This window comes from Sulfobacillus sp. TH-112 (genome assembly GCF_057473405.1).
This window is the reverse complement of the sequence record NZ_JBYCKN010000146.1, coordinates 1-17,515: the sequence shown is the minus strand read 5'-3', so window position 1 is coordinate 17,515 and position 17,515 is coordinate 1. Positions and strand designations below refer to the sequence as shown.

At 52.5% G+C, this 17,515-nt stretch carries 17 protein-coding genes; 12 read left to right on the top strand and 5 right to left on the bottom strand.

Features of this window, described 5'->3' with window-relative positions:
* Positions 1 to 128: 128 nt before the first annotated feature.
* On the top strand, positions 129 to 812 hold the full coding sequence (locus ACOJWD_RS10455; RefSeq protein WP_486993175.1) for a LysR family transcriptional regulator substrate-binding protein: 684 nt from the start codon (positions 129 to 131) through the stop codon (positions 810 to 812).
* 220 nt (positions 813 to 1,032) lie between these two features.
* On the opposite strand, the gene ACOJWD_RS10450 is transcribed toward ACOJWD_RS10455, so the two are convergent.
* The 3 genes from ACOJWD_RS10450 to ACOJWD_RS10440 form a co-directional block, all read right to left on the bottom strand.
* Positions 1,033 to 1,419 (bottom strand): YhgE/Pip domain-containing protein, encoded by a 387-nt coding sequence (locus tag ACOJWD_RS10450; protein WP_486993174.1) that lies wholly within the window; start codon positions 1,417 to 1,419, stop codon positions 1,033 to 1,035.
* A 60-nt stretch (positions 1,420 to 1,479) separates the two neighbouring features.
* The gene (locus tag ACOJWD_RS10445; RefSeq protein ID WP_486993173.1) at positions 1,480 to 2,025 is read right to left on the bottom strand and encodes a TetR/AcrR family transcriptional regulator; all 546 of its coding nucleotides are present in this window, start codon (positions 2,023 to 2,025) and stop codon (positions 1,480 to 1,482) included.
* 89 nt (positions 2,026 to 2,114) lie between these two features.
* Positions 2,115 to 2,996, bottom strand: a complete 882-nt coding sequence (locus tag ACOJWD_RS10440) for an SAM-dependent methyltransferase (protein ID WP_486993172.1) — start codon at positions 2,994 to 2,996, stop codon at positions 2,115 to 2,117.
* Between the two features lie 149 nt (positions 2,997 to 3,145).
* Between ACOJWD_RS10440 and ACOJWD_RS10435 the strand changes: the two genes are divergently transcribed.
* From ACOJWD_RS10435 to ACOJWD_RS10395, 9 genes are all read left to right on the top strand, one after another.
* Positions 3,146 to 3,847, top strand: coding sequence for an SDR family oxidoreductase (locus tag ACOJWD_RS10435; RefSeq protein WP_486993171.1), 702 nt, complete (start codon positions 3,146 to 3,148; stop codon positions 3,845 to 3,847).
* Positions 3,844 to 4,485, top strand: a complete 642-nt coding sequence (locus ACOJWD_RS10430) for a hypothetical protein (RefSeq protein ID WP_486993170.1) — start codon at positions 3,844 to 3,846, stop codon at positions 4,483 to 4,485. The genes ACOJWD_RS10435 and ACOJWD_RS10430 overlap by 4 nt, the downstream gene beginning before the upstream one ends.
* A 168-nt stretch (positions 4,486 to 4,653) precedes the next feature.
* Positions 4,654 to 5,202 carry a sulfocyanin-like copper-binding protein gene (locus tag ACOJWD_RS10425; protein ID WP_486993169.1) on the top strand — a complete coding sequence of 183 codons (549 nt, stop codon included), beginning with the start codon at positions 4,654 to 4,656 and terminating at the stop codon, positions 5,200 to 5,202.
* Positions 5,203 to 5,402: 200 nt separating this feature from the next.
* Positions 5,403 to 6,467, top strand: a complete 1,065-nt coding sequence (locus ACOJWD_RS10420) for a glycosyl hydrolase family 18 protein (protein ID WP_486993168.1) — start codon at positions 5,403 to 5,405, stop codon at positions 6,465 to 6,467.
* Positions 6,468 to 6,669: 202 nt separating this feature from the next.
* Positions 6,670 to 6,879: a hypothetical protein gene (locus ACOJWD_RS10415; protein ID WP_486993167.1), complete on the top strand. Its 210-nt coding sequence runs from the start codon at positions 6,670 to 6,672 to the stop codon at positions 6,877 to 6,879.
* 253 nt (positions 6,880 to 7,132) lie between these two features.
* On the top strand, positions 7,133 to 8,383 hold the full coding sequence (locus ACOJWD_RS10410) for an MFS transporter (protein WP_486993176.1): 1,251 nt from the start codon (positions 7,133 to 7,135) through the stop codon (positions 8,381 to 8,383).
* Between the two features lie 85 nt (positions 8,384 to 8,468).
* Complete coding sequence (locus tag ACOJWD_RS10405; protein ID WP_486993166.1) at positions 8,469 to 9,560, top strand: threonine aldolase family protein; 1,092 nt, start codon at positions 8,469 to 8,471, stop codon at positions 9,558 to 9,560.
* 54 nt (positions 9,561 to 9,614) lie between these two features.
* Entirely contained in the window at positions 9,615 to 9,968 is a 354-nt protein-coding gene (locus ACOJWD_RS10400) for a VOC family protein (protein WP_486993165.1), read from the top strand.
* Positions 9,969 to 10,042: 74 nt separating this feature from the next.
* Positions 10,043 to 10,504 carry a GNAT family N-acetyltransferase gene (locus ACOJWD_RS10395; RefSeq protein WP_486993164.1) on the top strand — a complete coding sequence of 154 codons (462 nt, stop codon included), beginning with the start codon at positions 10,043 to 10,045 and terminating at the stop codon, positions 10,502 to 10,504.
* A gap of 311 nt (positions 10,505 to 10,815) precedes the next feature.
* On the opposite strand, the gene ACOJWD_RS10390 is transcribed toward ACOJWD_RS10395, so the two are convergent.
* Together ACOJWD_RS10390 and ACOJWD_RS10385 are read right to left on the bottom strand one after the other, a co-directional pair.
* Positions 10,816 to 12,222, bottom strand: a complete 1,407-nt coding sequence (locus tag ACOJWD_RS10390; RefSeq protein ID WP_486993163.1) for an FAD-binding oxidoreductase — start codon at positions 12,220 to 12,222, stop codon at positions 10,816 to 10,818.
* Positions 12,223 to 12,350: 128 nt separating this feature from the next.
* The gene (locus ACOJWD_RS10385; protein WP_486993162.1) at positions 12,351 to 13,592 is read right to left on the bottom strand and encodes an MFS transporter; all 1,242 of its coding nucleotides are present in this window, start codon (positions 13,590 to 13,592) and stop codon (positions 12,351 to 12,353) included.
* A 480-nt stretch (positions 13,593 to 14,072) separates the two neighbouring features.
* Between ACOJWD_RS10385 and ACOJWD_RS10380 the strand changes: the two genes are divergently transcribed.
* Positions 14,073 to 16,064 carry a P-loop NTPase family protein gene (locus ACOJWD_RS10380; protein WP_486993161.1) on the top strand — a complete coding sequence of 664 codons (1,992 nt, stop codon included), beginning with the start codon at positions 14,073 to 14,075 and terminating at the stop codon, positions 16,062 to 16,064.
* A gap of 180 nt (positions 16,065 to 16,244) precedes the next feature.
* Positions 16,245 to 17,515, top strand: a 1,271-nt coding sequence (locus tag ACOJWD_RS10375) for a DUF1565 domain-containing protein (RefSeq protein WP_486993160.1), incomplete at its 3' end; no start/stop codon positions are given.

The following is a 17,515-nucleotide window of genomic DNA, read 5'->3' as shown; positions in this document are numbered from 1 at the left end:
TGCCTCGCCTCGCGGGCGTGGACGAAAGCACTCCATGAGCGACCACGTAAAAGAAGGCCCCAAAGTGAGTCAATGATCTGTTAGGTTAGCGCGTATGGGGTCGCCATGGCGGCCTCACCGCGCAAGGTATGGTCTTCTGGCGGTATGCCCAAAGCGCGTTAGCCACGTTGGAATTAGGACACCGGGCGGCCCAACAAGCGACGGAGCCGGTGTGTGTCATTGGCGCTTCGCCGACATTTGCTGCGACGACATTAGCCAATAGCTTAGCGCCGCGCATTCTGCATGATCGTTGGCGATATGATATCCGCACCGGTCACTCCCCAGAACTCGAACAGTGGTTGAAAACCGGCCTCGTGGACCTCGCGTTCACGCGGCACGCGACGTCGCACTGCCTGCTCATTGCCGAAGATCCCTTGGTATTAGTCGGCCCGCTGACGTATCAGGCGGATCCACCATCCCTCAGCAGTTTAGGGGACATCCCCTTCATCGCCATGGAACCCAGCGGACCCCACTGGACCCTCGTACGCGAAATTTGCGCAGCGGCCGGTGTAGCCCAACTACGCGAGGTGATGGCGGTCGATCACTCGCTAGGGATTTTGCCCTTGATTCGCTTCGGCGTCGGGTTTTCGGTGTTGGCCTATTCGCACGTCAAGGCGGCGGTCGAAGCAGCGGAGGTAGCCATTTATGCCGTACCGCCTCTTCAGTGGCCCACCCGCCCGTTGTATTTGGGATGGCGTGGCGAACCGTGGAATCGAGTAGTCCAATCGTGGGCTCGGCAATTGCGCCGCTATTTTCAGTATGGTACCGTCTAGTCTCGGGGGGCATCTACACGGTAGGCTACTATGACGGATTCGGCATAGCGACGACCTGCCAACACGGCCTGGTCGTATCGTACGAGGTCCGGTTGCTGTGCGTCTTGCAGTAGTTGTAATGGGATATTCAACCCTAGAATACGGTCCGTAATTAAAAAACGGGTGGTCCCTGGAGTCAGAGCGCTATGAGATTGGGCACAGACGATGACATCGTTAAGCGTTAATCCGTCATAACAGACCCAAGGGACTCCCGTGGGATGGTCTTCCGTACGACTGGCTTCCTTGAGATGACAGCGCTTACTGAATTCGCGAGTCGCGGATGAAACGGGGGGCTCTGCATGATCACCAGGCCCACCTTGCCGTTTTCGAGCCACTGTCGAGCTTCTTGAGACGTGGCCTCTTTAATATGAATCTCTTTGGACAACTCCTGGATCTCGTCATGAGTTATCTGTCCCGGATCATGATTGACTAAAGCCACCGGAATCGATTCAAGGTGACCATAGGGGTTCCAAAAAGCCGCTAAATATGCCGCGCTATACAGAAGCGGTACCGAGGCCACCGCAATCACACTGATCCACCCTTTTTTGCTTCGAAAAACATTCACCATCCCGCTTGCCTCCATATACTGACTGGTCAATATAACTATAGAACAAAAAAAAGACCCTAGCTACTGCATCTGCTGCTTAAGCCATCCCGATAACGTTAGGACCAAACGATCCAGCGACGTTCGATCAGGTTCGGGGTCTTTCAACACGTGTAGTGAAGGGACCGCTATGGCCCCAAACAAGGAGTACCCTAACACTTCAGCGTCTTGCTCACTCCGGTGAAAAAAGGGAATCAGGGGAGCGACGATGCGTTGGAGAAATCGCTGCACCAGTTTTTCTCTTTCCTGATTGCGCCATGCTTCACTAAGAAACAATTCTAAAAACGCTTGCTCATGCCAAAAAAAGTTAACCCAAGATTGCATGACGCCGTCCCAAGGACTGGTCTTGATAGCGGCTTCGGTCACTTCCGCCAGGCGTTCTGCTCGTTCTTCGAACAAGGCATGAAATAGGGATTCTTTGGAATCAAAGTGATAGTAGAGGGACCCTTTGGCCACCGCTGCGCGTACGGCAATCGTATCCATCGTGGTGCGGTCATACCCCGCCTGCGCAAATTCCACCAGCGCGGCTTCCATAATGTCTTTTCGTACATGGGGTTTGGGTGCTGCCATCGATGCCACTCCTTTACCAGGGACTCGAATCCGGAATACCACGGAGCGTCAGTCGAACTCCTCCGCACAGGTTATCTATATTATAAGGCCTATGGTTGCAGAGCGATAAGGTGATATTTGAGAGTTTCGTGCGACGTGGTCGATACGTGGCCAAATCCACAACCTTTTGCCAAGTCCACTATTTGCTGAGTGCCGTAGCGATGAGCCGTGGGACTGCAGAGGGCCAAATAGAGTGAAAAGAATTCCTCTAGGGGAGCACCCGCGTAGTATCCGATGATATAAATGGCGCCCGATTCCGCTAGATGCCCTCGCAATACCCGTAAAAGTTTTCCTAATTCCTGCGGGTCCATTGTCTCAATAACACGGCAAAGCAACATGCCGTTATAGAATCCGGTAATCTCTGCATGCCGAATATCCTGAGCGAGAATGGTGACATTCCTCGGAACATCTCCCCATGTTTGGGCAATCTCTGCACGATCACACAAGGTCACCTCTTTCACCCTCGAGGCAATCTCCATGCCAAGACGCCCAGTCCCGGCCCCAATATCAAGCCACCGCTGATCGCCTGCGAAATCGATCACCTCCCGGAGCCACTCTAAAAGTGCTGGAATGCTGTCGTCCAGGGCGTGGAGTCCAATGGCCGTATCAGGAGAGATCGTACAATTCTCCTCGACTAAGCATTGCGAAAGCTGGAGCCAATGACGAATTTGTTGAGCGCGAGCTAAGCGCGTTTCGACCAAATGCCCATCTGCCCAGTAAAGCTTCCCGGAGATGCACTGCACCACGTTACAGGATGTTAAAGTCTCTACTAGGGGGAGCACCACGCGGGGATTGTAGTCGCCGATGAGCTCCTCCAAAGAGACCCCTCTGCGTAGTTGCGCGTAGAGCCCGGTTTGATAACAGGCATCGACAATAAGAGATTCATAGACCAATTCATCGTGCCCGACCTGTAAACTCCAATCTGCCTGCATGCGTCCCACCTCTGAGACTTCATCCTATGGCACTGCTTCGGGTAAGGTGCCTCTCATCCGAACCGTTGCTGCCCATGGCTCATGCTGATATCATGAACCTATCGCTTACCTCATTGTCACCATCACATCCCGTAAAGGAGACCTCCCTTATGACCCGAGTTGCCATGGTCAGTGCTGGCCTACATGGCATTGGATGGGCAATTACCGGTGCCCTCATAACCCAAGGCTACCAAATATCGGCATCCACAACTCAGGCCGACGTCGAGCCTCCCGATCGTGTAGAATCCTTTGTCTGGGATTTGCATGATGCCCACGCACCCTACCAGTGGATTCGCCAGGTGATGGCTAATTGGCACCGGATTGATGTCCTCGTCAATAATGTCGGACCTTATCTATGGGACTACCCTCGGGTCGCTGAGACCGATCGAGATGATTGGAATTTCATTGTGGAGAGCAACCTGACCTTGGCTTATGAATTAAGCCGGCATGCCATTCCCATTATGCGCCAACAAGGCGGGGGAGCCATTATCAATATCGGGTATGTGGGAGCAGGTTCGGCCAGAGGCTGGAAGTTGCGGGGAGCCTATTCGGCCGCGAAATCAGGACTCGCATCACTGACCAGAACTATTGCCATAGAAGAGCAATCCCACGGCATTTCTTGTACGATGATTTGCCCGAGCGATATTCGCGATGGCGATAAAGAAGTACAAAGTGAATCGACAACACGGGTAAGACTGCCCACCGGCCATGATGTCGCGCGACTCGTCACCTTTTTGGCCGATCCCGCCTCGATGTACTTATCTGGTAACGTCATTGAACTCGCCCCAAGACTGACTCCGGGTCCAGCATGAGCGAACAATCGAACCTTCTCCATAACCATTGGGCCAAGCTCATTGATCGGTACGGTGAAGAAGTGGTGTTCAGTATATGGCCCGATGTCGAGCAACTCATCTGGGGTCATGTTGGGAATCATGGACGGTTTCAGTGGTGTACCCCCGGGGACGAGATAGTCTCCCCCGATGGCTGGTATGGATCGCAACAGAATCAGGAAATTCCCACTCAACCGTGGATTGCTGTCGATTGGGACAACCCCACTGTCGATATGACCATGGGTGAGCGTATCCGAGAAAGCGTTCGGGCCTTTCAGTATCATGCCCAAAAATCCCATCTCCCCACCTTGGCATGGCCATCGAAATCGGGCTTTTTTCACCAGGGAAGTGAAAGTCAACATCTATTTGTTTATCTTCCAAATGCCCGAGATGCACAGTCTCGAGAAGCAACCGTACTCCAACTGCTAGAAAAGTCTCTTAACATGTCCGTGAAACGTGATATCTCCCAACCGTGGCTAGAAGAATGGGGTCTTAGTCCAGAAGGCCACTTTCTGTATCCTGCACAGGGAGTATACCCTATTCGCATGAGCCTTTTCGCGGCAAGACAGATGGACCGGTTTATCCACCTCTGGCGGGATACCTTTCTTGATCGCAGATAGTGGTAACCGCATGACAAAAAGTGAGGAACAAGCGTTCCGTCCGAAGTCGACCCGCACAAATCATTGTGCGTTGGCAGACATTGCGATAAGATTCCTCTGTTACCTGGTTATGCGCCAAAGCAACACCCCCAAAAAGGGCACCGCGTGCTTAAAGAGGAGATTTCGCAAGTGACTGCAGGGATTCGTCGAACACTCATTGCCGCGTCACTAGGCATGGTCCTGACGCTCGCAGCCGGCTGTGGCTGGCATCAAATCAACACCACCAATCCCACAAATTATCTCTCGCAGAACATCGCCACAAAAAGCGTCGTATTGCATGTCTATGCTGGCGAGTACGGAAACAATGACGACATGAACTTCGACGGATACGGAGACGGAACTATGACCATTACCATACCGCGCGGCTGGAAAGTCACCGTAGATTTTTCCAACACCGACGACACCCTGAGCCATTCCGCCATGATTGTCCCAATGAAGGATATCGGTCTTTCGATCATTTCACCGTCGTTAGTAGCATTCCCCGGTGCTTTCACACCCAATCCTAATGAGGGCACCAACGATGGCGTCCATGTATCCTTCCATTTCATTGCCAATCAAGCTGGTCGCTATGCCCTCGCTTGCGGGGTTCCAACCCATGCCCAGATGGGCATGTGGGACTACGTCGTGGTCTCAAATACCGTATCAAAAGCTTCCTTGAAAATTGCCTCCGCCAAATAACATTCTAGCGTGGTCTAAGATTACCGATTCCTGCCGCGACTTCCAGTGACGCATGAAAATGCGATAAGCGCTGAACACCCCCCGATGGTTGTCTTACATTCTTTCACCGCCCTACGGGCTGAGCATTCCGACCATTTCTTCCGCTCACCTCCAGGTATGGTTTTACTCGATGTGCACACACTCACGTTGAGGTGAAAAGCATGATCAAACAGACAACTTATGGCCTTTTGATACTTACAGCCTGTACGCTCGCGGGGTGCGGTTCTATCGGGCAAGCTTCTCTTGGTCACAATCACCACGGGACCGTGTCCAGCAAGCGATCAAATGGTAAATCAACGCATGTCGTACGCGCGAGCACGAATAAGACGGCGGGCAGCGGCAAACTTGTCGTTCTGGGATTTTGGGCACACCACAAAGCCGCCCCGGTCACCAGCCTTAGCGCAAGCAACCACACTCTCACTGCCATATCACCACTCTGGTATTCTGTCACCGCCACCGGCGCGCTGACATCCAAAGTAGACCCAGCACTTTTAGCCGAAGCGCACAAGTTACACTTGGCTATCACGCCACTAGTCAACGACGCCACCGGACAGCAAACCTTTCTGACGAGTAAAGCGACTCGCTCAGCAGCTGTGCAAAATATTGACCACATGATCGCGGCAGGTCATTATCAGGGAGTCAATATTGACTTTGAACCCCCGCACGTCAGCCTAAAGTCCGAACTCACGGCATTTGCCGTGCAGTTGCGAGATACCCTACCAAAGAGTGATACGATCACCATGGATATCGTACCTCACTCAGGCGGTGCCTATGACTATGCGAAATTGGCGCCCGAGCTCAATCAGTTTGTTCTGATGAGTTACGATGAACACTCGGACGGTACTCCCGCAGGGCCCGTTGCCGCCATGAACTGGGTGCAAAGCGTCTCCTCCCGACTGACGAAACTGGTGCCACCATCGAAAATCGACCTAGGCGTGGCGCTATACGGATATTCATGGGCTAAGGGAAGTACTCACGCGGTCACCATCCCTTACGACATGCTCACGGCGGCACAAAAATCGCACGCCACATGGAATCCCCGGTATCAAGAAATGACAGCGACCATCAATGGCGATACCTTGTGGTGGGAAAACCGCAAGGGCATCAGTGAAAAAATCGCCTATGCGAAAAAGTCTCACTTGGCTGGTATTGCCCTTTGGCAAGTAGGCTATGCCAATAGTGCCATCTATCAACTTCTTTCTAAGGACCTGGGTACGCCGTCCTAGCGGATACCTGAAGCACGAACCACACGCGGCCATAGTAAGGACCGGTGTGGTTCGTGTCGCCTTAACGGATAGCGCCGCCTTTCAAGGCGTGCGAGAGCAAAAACACGGCAGAGATTTTTTGGTAGAATGTCAGTAGCATTCTCAGCGCCGCTGAGAATCTGACGTATGCTTAACGAATCTCCGACGAAAGAAGGATACCGCCATGCGTTTTATGGCTGGATTATTCACCGGGGTAGTGCTCCTTGTCGCAGCTGTATTTGCATTTTGGACCTTACATACCTATTCAGCCTGCAATGCGTCTGTCGCAAGCGGATGTACGTACGACCGCACCATCCTCGCCATTTCTATATTAGCCATTATGGCTGCGATTACTTCAATGGGCGCTCTTTTATCCACACGGTCCCGTCACTAATCTTCGTGACAAGATAATTACCGAGATATTCCCTTATTTGGAGAATATCTCGGTGATTGGGTTTTCGGAAAGTGGCCCGCGATGTTGTGTGAATCCATCCAAAGTGGAACCTGTCCATCGTCAGTCCGTGTCAACGGAATCCCCTACTTTTGACCGCCACAATTTATCCGGATATGTATCTCTATTCTTATTATTAAGTTGGTTATATAAACTATAATGTTAGGTAATTAAATTAAAGAGGGCGGCCATCGTGATGCACATTTTCGGCAGGGATAAAACGGTGCAACTGTTGCAGATAGGACGCGCCATCCGCAGTATCGGACAAGGGATCGCGGTTGTTGACCTGACACTATACTTAAAAAGCCTTTCGTGGAGTGCACCCGCCATTGGGGGAGTACTGACGGGCGCTGCGGTCATCGGGTCGATTCTGATGTTAGGTATCGGGTATGCCAGTGATCGCGTCGGACGAAAACCTTTCCTCATCACGTATGAAAGCCTAATTTGCCTTTCTGCCCTCTTAATGACTGTCACTGCCAACCCGTTACTGCTCACGACGATTATTCTCTTTACCGGATTTGGTCGTGGACAAAATGGGGCGGCCGGCCCGTTTACACCCGCCGAGCAAGCCTGGATGGTGGACCATATTCCGCCGCAACGACGCAGTCAAGTGCTCAGTATCAATAGTGCCATCGGATTCTTCGGAATGGCCTTGGGTGCCCTCATCGCAGGGTTGCCCCACTTGTGGCAGTTTGAATTTCCGGGCTCTCTCCGCTTTCGCCCGTTATTCTTATTGATCGCTCTCTTTTCGGCCATTACCGTAGCCATCATTCTCGCCATTCCTTCCGATCGACGGGAACCGCTACCCGCACTCAACACTGTGCGAAAAGAGGAACACAACGCACGCCAAACCGAAAACCGCAATCTCACCAAGCTCGCTTTCGTCAATATTCTCAACGGTTTAGCTATCGGGTTTTTCGGTCCCATGATGGCCTATTGGTTTAGCGCTCGATTCCATGCCTCGTCGCTGGCGATCGGAACCACCTTATCTCTTTCGCTTTTAATCGCAGGACTGTCATCATTGTTTGCTGGTCATCTGGCCACGCGGCTTGGTATGGTCAAATCCGTCGTCATGTTGCAGCTCATCGGTGTTGGGCTAATCGTTCTATTGCCATTTTCTCCCACATTTACCATCGCCTCCATCCTATACATCTTACGCTCGGCATTTAGTCGTAGTACCCAAGGATCCCGCTCCGCCCTCAGCACCAGCCTCACACGCAATCAGCGTCGAGGATTCGCCATTAGCATCAACTCGCTCAGTATGCGTATGGCCTCTGCTATTGGCCCAACAGTGGCCGGATACCTATTATCGGAAAATCTTTTTGGTGTACCATTTTTCCTTGCAGGCGGACTACAACTTGCCTCCACACTATTATATGGAATGCTCTTTCGAGATTTCGATCGGCATCCTTATCCCCAGGAAACCCGTCCACCAATGGACCGTTGACCCCCGATTCCCCCTAGAGGCATTGACAACCTCACTACAACCAGTCAAGGTGGTTTTGCAATCCATCGCGAACGGAGTGATCATTATGGACGACACCATCCTAAAAGAAGCGTTCCAACGGACGACCCAGAGACTGTCTGGTCATGGGATTAGAACGGTCTCACTGCTACAAGAAGCTCTTTTGGCGGTTCCACCAGAGGAGAGTGAAGCGGATCTGTATGGCACCGGTCTTCTGATTGAGTCCTTCGAAGAGAAAATGGCGACCTATCTCGGTAAAGAAGCGGCTGCCTTTTTTCCGAGTGGAACCATGGCCCAGCAAATTGCCTTGCGTATTTGGTGCGATCGCGCTAATTTGGCTCGCGTCGCTTATCATCCTCTTTGTCATTTAGAAATCCATGAACAAGATGGTCTGAAAAAATTACATCGTGTCGAGTCCCTTCTTATCGGAAATCGAGACCGCCTCATCACCTTAGAAGACCTCCAAAGCATGGATAGCCCCGTTGCCGCACTCCTTTTGGAATTACCGCAACGCGAAATCGGTGGCGTGCTCCCCGCGTACCAAGATCTGGTGGCGCAATCTCAATATTGTCAAGACCACGGCATCAAACGTCATTTGGATGGAGCCCGCCTCTACGAAACCCTACCCTATTATCAAAAGAGCGCTGCCGACATCGCCAGTCTATTTGATAGTGTCTATATTTCGTTCTATAAGGGCATAGGAGGAGTGGCCGGCGCTATTTTAGCTGGCGAGACCGATTTTATTCAGGAAGCAAAGATATGGAAACGCCGACATGGCGGGGATCTCATTAGCCTTTATCCCTATACTGTCGCGGCTGACTATTATTTTGAGACAAGAATAAATAAAATGGCCCAATATTGGGCCGGCGCCCAATCCTTGGCTCAACGATTTAACCATCTTCCGACGGTCGTAACACGACCGCTCATCCCACAGACCAATATGTTTCACGTGCATTTTCAGCACGCTCGAGCTATGGTCGAACCAGTGCTGAAGCACCTCTATCAGATGACCGATATCGGCTTTACGGGAGCACTCCATCGTGTGAACGACGGCGAATGCTCCTTTGAAATCAGTGTCGGCGACGCCTATGAAAAAATTGCTCCCGTTAAGCTCGATGAAGCGTTTCACCTTCTTCACGAAGGACTCATGACACAGTAAACGACCGAAAAAAGGGGCACCGTATCGATAGAAGCTTTAGGCGGAGGAAATGGCATGGACGGAATTTTAGGGATTGATGAAATACTCTTTTTTGTTCCTGATGTCTCTCAGGCCAAATCGTGGTACGCCCATCTTCTCGGACAAGATCCCATATTTGATGACGCTGGCTATTGTGCATTTGATTTCGCGAATATCACCGTGGGCCTTCATCCTAGCGATGACAAAACCAGCCCCGGGGTAGCCGGTCAAGTGGCCTATTGGCGAGTAAAAGACATTAGTGACACCATCCAACACTTTATATCGCATGGGTGCACGCTCTTTCGTGGGCCCATTTTAGGAGTGGATAACGTGTGGATATGCCAATTGAAAGACCCATTCGGCAACGTTTGGGGGTTGGTCCAAAAATAGCCCGAATCTGACCGGCGTTTTTGGCCCGTCCCCAATTCCCGATTACGTTGCCACACCGAAAGGAGGCACGTCTCATGGACAACGTCACGATTCGACCTCTAAGATTAAACGAACCATGGCCGATGGAGCTCTTGCTTCGGGCTGACCCATCGCACGAACTTATCAACAGTTATATGAGTCGAGGTGGCTGTTTTATCGCTGAGAGGAATGATGAGACGATAGCAGAGTATGTCCTCATCGACACTCGCCCGCTCACGGGGGAGATCGTCAGCATCGCGGTAAAAGAATCTGAAGAAGGCCAAGGGCTTGGGAGAGACATACTACTGCATGCCATTCACATGGCGCGCCAGAGAGGATATCGCACTGTAGAACTGGGCACCGGGAACTCCAGTATCGGACCATTAGCGCTGTATCAAAAGTGTGGATTTCGAATTGTCGGCGTCGACCGTGACTTCTTTACCCTCCATTATTCAAAGCCAATTTATGAACATGGCATCTTATGCCGCGATATGATACGTCTGGCTCTTGTCCTCTAGGCACGACAGTGCCCAAAATTCAGGAAATGGGGTCCTTAAGCCGCGTCTGTCGATCCTACTGCCGTGCGGCATGGACCGGATACTGGCATTCGACCATTTAAGGCCGCTGCAGACAGGATCAACGCCACGTTAACAGCCATACTGGAGGGTCCTCGAAATACCCTTCACCTCTTGCATAGAGCCTCTTTTTTGAGGACCCATTTCATCAAAACTTTTGCGCGACCCGTTCTTGGGGGCGTGGAACATGTGCTCCAGGGACTGCAATAGATTTCCCGTCACTGAACGATAGAAGCCATTTGTTGCGCATGGAATTATGCTTGATTAGGGTTGATATTTGCGTTGAAGCGAAACAGATTGTCTGGATCGTATGTTTTCTTGAGATGCAGCAGGCGCGGATAGTTCGACCCATACGTGGCCCGAATGACGTGTTCGGCTTCTGGGGTTGTTGGATTGGTCACGTTGAGGTACGTGCCGCCATTAAACGCATGATGAGCCAACGATGCTCGTGCTTGCTGTACCCAGGCTATGCCAGCAGGTGCCTGAGAACGATGCTCCCAACTCGATTCCAGCATCACTATAAGGCCTGCACCGCGGTCCCCGAAAGCGGTCGCGCCGGCAGGAATTTCAGCCATTTTACCGCCAAGCGGCCACAGCATGAGCATTTGCCCAGGATGAGCCGAAGTCATGATTTGGATGACTTCGTCAATTAAAGTATCCGTGAAGGTTTTGGCGTAAAGTGACTCCACATGGCCAAAATGCTCCTTAGGCAACATGCCGTCTAATATAGAGTGCAGTGCCGTATAAGTCATAGCCCCGGTCATGTCTGCAAGTGGTTCCGCTAGAATGCGGAGCGGACGTATGGTCGACAGGGCGTCGTCAAGATCGCGGCCAGCGTGCATACCGCTCACCACGATCACTGTCTGCCCGGAAAGAAAAGGGGGAAGTTCTGGAAACCGTGGCATGGACATAATATCAATATTGATGCTCACAGCGGGGCCACACGCAGCGAGAAAATCCCGACACCCGGCGAGCACGGCTTTAGCATCGGCGAACGAATAGAACGTGTGGATACCGGCCACCATGGGACCGACCTCTACCAGCCGAAAGTGCAGTGCGGTAGCGATGCCAAAGTTACCCCCGCCACCACGGATAGCCCAAAAGAGGTCGGGGTGACGGTCGGCGTCCACGTAGGCGACAGTCCCGTCGGCCAGCACCACTTCTGCGGATTCCAAAAAGTCGCAGGTAAGACCGTACCGACGGCGGAGGAATCCCATACCGCCGCCCATGGCCAGTGCAGCCATACCCACCTGACCGATGTTCCCAGTGGGTATCGCGAGACCATGCAATTGAGTTTTGTGGATGACGTCTGCAGCGGTGGCGCCTCCCGCCACCATAGCCGTTTGATCTCCTCGATTTACTACAACAGACCGCATCCAGGAAAGATCCACCGTGAGGCAGTCGTCGCCCACACCGAGTCCCGCCACATGGTGACCACCACTTTTCACCGAGATGGGAAGTTGATGCGAACGAGCGAATTTCACCGCGTACACTACATCTTGAATTCCTTTAGGGCGGACAATGATAGCAGGTCTTCGGACCGGGTGACGGTTCCATACCGCTCGCGATATCTCGTAATCGGGATCTTCCGGTAACAGAACATCTCCGCGCACTGCTTGAGTGAATTCGCACAAGAGATTACTCGTGATCTTCGACGCCAAGGTATAACCTCCATTGCAACCGCGATCGCCATCGGCGCTTTGAAAAGATCGTCCACGTGTTCTTGATGTATAGCAGAAGAACCAATGCCGTTCGGACCCCAAAAAGCAAGAACTCGTCCGTCCCGCGGCTATCCAGCATCCCGGGAGGAGTCTTCGGGTCGTTGCTGAAACAACGTCTTCGCATTCCGAAACGATAACGTCGCCAGTAGAGCGACCGGAATCGTCAACCCGAAGAGCCAGACCGGGTGTAGCGCTTGATAGACAGCCCCACTCGCCGCATAGGCAATAAAGGTTCCGATTCCTTGAACCATCGTGAATAGACTAAAATACTGACCTTGCTGTCCGGGGCTCGGCATCACTCCCATCAAAGCAAAGATTTGGCCAAAAGCGAACACATCGCCAATTCCCAGCAGGATGATTGCAATGGTCCACCCGGGCACGGTCTGCCAAATTCCACCAATCACTAAGCCGCCCACGGCCAGCATGCCGATGTAGCCGGGCCACGGTGACTTTTTCCTCGCGAGCCAGTGACTCACACCCAGTTGAAGGACGAACACGACAACCATGTCAAGTGCCCCCAAAACTCCATACAACTGAGCACCATGGGGGAAGTGGTAAGACAAATCCAAGGGGACTCCAGATTCAAATTGCATTTCCGTCGCCACGACCAGAAAAAAGCTCACCAGCAACCATGCAAAGGCCGGGTCCCGGCGCAGAATGGCCCATGGACCGTTAGCGTGTGTAACCGGACCAGCGCTGGCGCCGTCGGCCGTCTTTTTTCTCCAAAAGATAGTGGCCATGAGTAAAGCGATGCCGATGTACCCCCCCGCGGTCACATCAAAGGGAATCCGAGAATACCCGCCTCTGAGCGCAAACGCTGACAGAGGAAGCGCTGCGGCCATGCCCACATTGTTTAGCCAATGAATTAAATTCTGTACCGTTCCTCGGTGATGCGAATCAACTTGGCTATTGGCAAGTCCGCGGGCAGCGGCATTGACAGTGGAGGATGCGACTCCCAATATTACCAGCAAGCCGGCCAACGGCCACACATGGGTCTCCTCACTCATAGCCAATACCGTTAACCCAGTTAACACACCAGCCATTACGTACGTCCGACCCAAGCCAATGCGATCCGCTGCAAACCCGCCTAAAAATCCCAAAACGCCACTTGACAGGAATCGCACGGATAGTAGTAATCCAGCTTCTGCGGCATTGAGCCTCAGCACGTGGGTGAAATAGATGATTAGGAAAGGATATAACATAAACGCGGCCATGGGCACGACCAGCGAAGACGCAAAGAGAACAGACGTACGTGAGTTCGTGACGTCGAGAAGCTCTCTGATGAGAGACGGTTTGTGGCTATCAGCCATGGTTTACTCCTTCAATTTCATTCCGTTGAGGGCGACTCAATAATCAGATGCGGCATCTGGGTCGTCGAGCTAACCGTACTTAAGACGGCTCCCCACATCACGACAAGTATTAATGCCCCACCTTCTTCCTTCTTGTGAGTTTATCAATCTTGCGCGACCATCGAGTCTCATTTGTGTCTCAGAGGCTTCTAACCTCTAGATACCGCGAAAGGTACAAGGGGTGACACCTGCCAACGAATACCTAGGCAACGCACCCACCGCTATTAGTCTTTGTCCGAGCGGTCTTTACCTCCCTACGGTGATGGATCAATAGGCACCAGATGGAGGGACCTAAAACCACGCGCCCGTGTCTTGAAAGACCGGACGGGTATCAAGGTCTCGCGAACACCCCGCCAGAACATATAAGACTGGCAGGAATTTAATACTGATTGTCGAATGTTTGCGTATCTTAGGAAGTGGATTCAAGGAAGTGTAAATCGATTGGCAACAAGCCTTAGGACAATCGGGGCACGAAATCGTAACCTAACCTTTGTCGGGCGCGATATTGAACGTCAACGACTTTCGCGTTGGCTTGGGATGGAAACAGCCCCAACAACAATGGTCGACATAACGGGATTAGGGGGCATTGGGAAGTCTACCCTCTTGAACGTCTTATTGCACGATGCTGAGGAAAGCGGCGCCCACGCAACATGGATCGATGGGCGAGCCTGTGTCGAAACCCCAGATGGGGTAACACGGAATTTTCCTGCAATTTTTTTGCAATGGATGCAATCCCCCATCGTGGACACCAAGTGGGTTCTCGGTATCGACAACTTTGAAGCACTCCGTGATTTGAGTGGATGGCTTCGCCGCAACTTCTTTTCCATGGGCCCCGCCTCCAATCTCCTCATTTTGGTATGTGAGCGCAAGTCGTCCCTCATGGAATGGCGGTTAGACCTGGACTGGGTCGGGCGCGTGGAGGAATGGGCGCTGACTCCGTTCACCATAGACGAGGCGACCACCTTTCTTAATCGCCGCGGGGTTCCCTTCAACGCGGAAATGGTTAACGTGGGTCAGATACCCCTAACACTAGCGATCTATGCTGACTTATTCCAGCGCGGCGCTTTAGGCGACGGGGTGCGGATAGCACAGCAAGCCTTTTCAGCGTCGCTTTTGAAAGAAGTGCTGCACACCCATTGGCGTGAGGCAATCAATGTATTGTGTCTTGTGTCACACGCCCATTTAGACTTCCTCAACGCGGTTATCGACCAACCGTTGTCGGAAGAGAGCTATCGACAGTTGGCTACCTTGTCTTTTGTGAAGGACACCCCCAGCGGACTAGGCCTGCATGATGTCGCCGCCGGGGAGATTTTGCGTGAATTTCGCCGGTGCCAACCGGAGGCTTTTCATCGCCTGCGGCGCAAGGTCATCGGAGAACTCGCCCGTTCGTGGCATCAGACACCCAATAGTCGTGAGAACGGCAGGCTAGCCCATGACCTAGTGCGCCTTGTAGGCCGAGACTTGGAGCCGTGGCGCGATTATGCAGATCTTTACGAGGACTCGATGGGACTTGAAATTGTCCCGTATGAACCCGCGGATCGGTTTGACGCTGTCCAGTGCCTTAATGAATGGGCCCGTCCTGCCATTCCCATGAGTGTAGCTCAGCAAGCTACATTGTTAGATGTCGTGGCGGACAAAATGCCCCACACGATCCGCATGGTACGCGACCCCTCGGGTCACGCTGTGGCGACGATTTGCCTTCTGCCGGTCACCCATGAGACCTTCGATATCTTAAGCGTATTTGTTCCAGATATTATGGCCCGACTGGCGTCGCATCCTCATCTCGAGGTCGATTTTTCCCGGCCCGATGATACCCAATTGGTGACCATGGTGGGGGTCAGGACGCAACACAAGATATTCTCCGTGCCTCTACTTACCGGCACTGTGCTCCGCTATACCCTGGAATCCTCAAGCGGCCGCCGAACGCTCGGTATGGTGCTTGATCCGCGATTTAAACTGCTACTCGAGAAGTTAGGATGGGTAGCATATCCGTTCCCGCTCATTTCGGCGACTGATTTGTTGCTCTACAGCCTAGATTTACGGTATGAGCATATTCCCCGTTGGGCGGCACGAATGACCGGTGTTACACTGGCCGATCCACTTGCCGTATTGAAGTCGGTAACGGCAAAGAATTTACGCGCCCTTCTAAGCGCATACTACGATACTGGCCGCTTGCAGCAACTGGCAGACAGCATGGAACTGGCCCTTTCGGCGGAACAACTGCGGGGCCTCTTGCAGCAAACGCTTAGAGAGTTTGCGAACAAACCGCATGCAAGCGCAGCGGCTACTCTCATTCGTGAAAGCTACATCGAACCTACTCTGGCTACTCGAGTGGCACTGGCCGAGCAATGGAACGTTAGCCGGGCAACCTTCCATCGTCACCTCTCTCGGGCCATGGAAGAGTTTGCTCACTTTGTCCATGAGCGAGCGTAACGGACTACGCATGAGACTTGGTTGAGACTCTCTCCTGACGGCACTCTGGCATAATTAACAGTACGTTGAGGCTGACAACGCGTTACCGATCCTCGAGGTTCTATCGGATTTTTTCGGTAAACCACCATGTCGTCTCAGCGCCAAACAATGTGAATTAACAATTTGAAGGAGAGTCTCTCGATGAAGCGTATGTATCCCTTACTATCGGCTGTCGCCTTGACCGGCCTAACCCTGTTGGCATCGCCTTCCGTCATGGCGGCTAGCCAATCTTCGATTGTATTTGTGAGCCCATCGGGGAGCAACACTACCGGGACAGGTAGCTCTACAGCTCCGTATGCAACCATTTCCCAAGCTCAGTTAGAGGTCGCTTCAGGAGGCACGATCGTTTTAGAGCCCGGAACGTATAAAGAGAGCGTCAACATTACCGATACCGTACGAATTGTGGCAGATGCTGCAATGTCCGGAAACGCCTCCAATACCATTTTAGATGCAAGCGGCCAATCGAACGGCATCGTTATTTCGGGATCAGGAGCCAACGGTACTCAGATTTCCGGTCTTACCATTGAGAACGCCGACAACCACGGCGTATTTGTCCAGAACAGCGACAACGTTGTGCTGAGTCATCTTATAGTCACCAAGAACGGCCTGAAGAATGTCGCGAATAGCAAGATTGCTGAGGACAAAGCCATCGAGTTAGTGGGAACGACCGACGGGGATATCTACGACAATACCGTTGTCGACAACGGGGGTGGCATTGGTCTTGCCGACAACGGAACCATCAATCCCGGTGCACCAGCCCCTGCGGGCACAGCGGCCCCCTCTCTTGCCAATGTCATCCGCGATAACACGATAAGCGTCAATAGTACCGGGTGTGGCATCGTTATCGCCGCCTATAACGAGGGTGAGGGTGTAATCGATAATGTTGCTATTGGCAATAAAGTTAGCTTAAGTCCGGCGGGTATCGTGGTCGCCGCCGATTCCCCCAATACGGTGGCCCGTGGCAATCAGGTGCTAAACAATACCGCTTTTGACAACTTTTTACCCGGTGTGATTTTGCATAGCAATACCCCGGGAGACATCGTGAGTGCAAACACCATCATCGGAAACACGATTTATGGCAACAAGCCTGACCCAGAGGTTGAGGCCGACCACGGTCCGACTGGTATTATTGCCATCGGCGTGGACAATCCCGTAACCCACAGCGTCATTGATGAAAACACCATTAGCACGGAAACTTATGGGGTGTACTTGGATAATGCACCCGGTACCATTGGTCTCAACGGAAACGTTTATGCCCAAAGTGTCACGACGCCGATCTACCCCAACACCTGGGCTACTCGCTTTCCCATGCTGCCAACGCGGATTGCCGCTCGACACCACGATTCCTTCTTCTATGCTGGATGGTGGTCGCAAACCGATAGCACCGTCGCCATTGCCAAGCATAATGGTAC

What these genes read in the sequence shown, in the direction of transcription:
- ACOJWD_RS10455 (WP_486993175.1), top strand. Translation starts at nt 129, where the DNA reads ATGGTCTTCTGGCGGTATGCCCAAAGCGCGTTAGCCACGTTGGAATTA.
- ACOJWD_RS10450 (WP_486993174.1), bottom strand. Translation starts at nt 1,419, where the DNA reads ATGGTGAATGTTTTTCGAAGCAAAAAAGGGTGGATCAGTGTGATTGCG.
- ACOJWD_RS10445 (WP_486993173.1), bottom strand. Translation starts at nt 2,025, where the DNA reads ATGGCAGCACCCAAACCCCATGTACGAAAAGACATTATGGAAGCCGCG.
- ACOJWD_RS10440 (WP_486993172.1), bottom strand. Translation starts at nt 2,996, where the DNA reads ATGCAGGCAGATTGGAGTTTACAGGTCGGGCACGATGAATTGGTCTAT.
- ACOJWD_RS10435 (WP_486993171.1), top strand. Translation starts at nt 3,146, where the DNA reads ATGACCCGAGTTGCCATGGTCAGTGCTGGCCTACATGGCATTGGATGG.
- ACOJWD_RS10430 (WP_486993170.1), top strand. Translation starts at nt 3,844, where the DNA reads ATGAGCGAACAATCGAACCTTCTCCATAACCATTGGGCCAAGCTCATT.
- ACOJWD_RS10420 (WP_486993168.1), top strand. Translation starts at nt 5,403, where the DNA reads ATGATCAAACAGACAACTTATGGCCTTTTGATACTTACAGCCTGTACG.
- ACOJWD_RS10415 (WP_486993167.1), top strand. Translation starts at nt 6,670, where the DNA reads ATGCGTTTTATGGCTGGATTATTCACCGGGGTAGTGCTCCTTGTCGCA.
- ACOJWD_RS10410 (WP_486993176.1), top strand. Translation starts at nt 7,133, where the DNA reads ATGCACATTTTCGGCAGGGATAAAACGGTGCAACTGTTGCAGATAGGA.
- ACOJWD_RS10405 (WP_486993166.1), top strand. Translation starts at nt 8,469, where the DNA reads ATGGACGACACCATCCTAAAAGAAGCGTTCCAACGGACGACCCAGAGA.
- ACOJWD_RS10400 (WP_486993165.1), top strand. Translation starts at nt 9,615, where the DNA reads ATGGACGGAATTTTAGGGATTGATGAAATACTCTTTTTTGTTCCTGAT.
- ACOJWD_RS10395 (WP_486993164.1), top strand. Translation starts at nt 10,043, where the DNA reads ATGGACAACGTCACGATTCGACCTCTAAGATTAAACGAACCATGGCCG.
- ACOJWD_RS10385 (WP_486993162.1), bottom strand. Translation starts at nt 13,592, where the DNA reads ATGGCTGATAGCCACAAACCGTCTCTCATCAGAGAGCTTCTCGACGTC.